Annotated in this window: 1 pseudogene; it reads left to right on the top strand. The window is 66.7% G+C overall.

Annotated features, from left to right (window positions below):
- Positions 1 to 489 (top strand): annotated as a pseudogene (locus ACQRUO_RS39675) (1,4-alpha-glucan branching enzyme); the annotation flags it as partial.

Consider the following 489-nt stretch of genomic DNA (forward strand, 5'->3'; position numbering starts at 1 on the left):
TACCTCGACTACTCCCGCCCCGACGGCCAGTGGACCCCCAACCAGTACGGCGGCCGCGAGAACCTGGACGCCGTCGCCTTCCTCCAGGAGATGAACGCCACCCTCTACCGCCGCTGCCCCGGCATCGTCACCATCGCCGAGGAGTCCACCGCCTGGGACGGCGTCACCCGCCCCACCGACACCGGCGGCCTGGGCTTCGGCTTCAAGTGGAACATGGGCTGGATGCACGACTCGCTGGTCTACATCAGCAAGGACCCGGTGCACCGGAAGTACCACCACAACGACATCACCTTCTCCATGGTCTACGCCTACTCGGAGAACTACGTGCTGCCGATCTCGCACGACGAGGTGGTGCACGGCAAGCGGGCGCTGGTCTCCAAGATGCCCGGCGACTGGTGGCAGCAGCGCGCCAACCACCGCGCCTACCTGGCCTTCATGTGGGCCCACCCCGGCAAGCAACTGCTCTTCATGGGCCAGGAGTTCGCCCAG

This window comes from Kitasatospora sp. LaBMicrA B282 (assembly GCF_050325825.1).
Taxonomy (GTDB): Bacteria; Actinomycetota; Actinomycetes; order Streptomycetales; family Streptomycetaceae; genus Kitasatospora.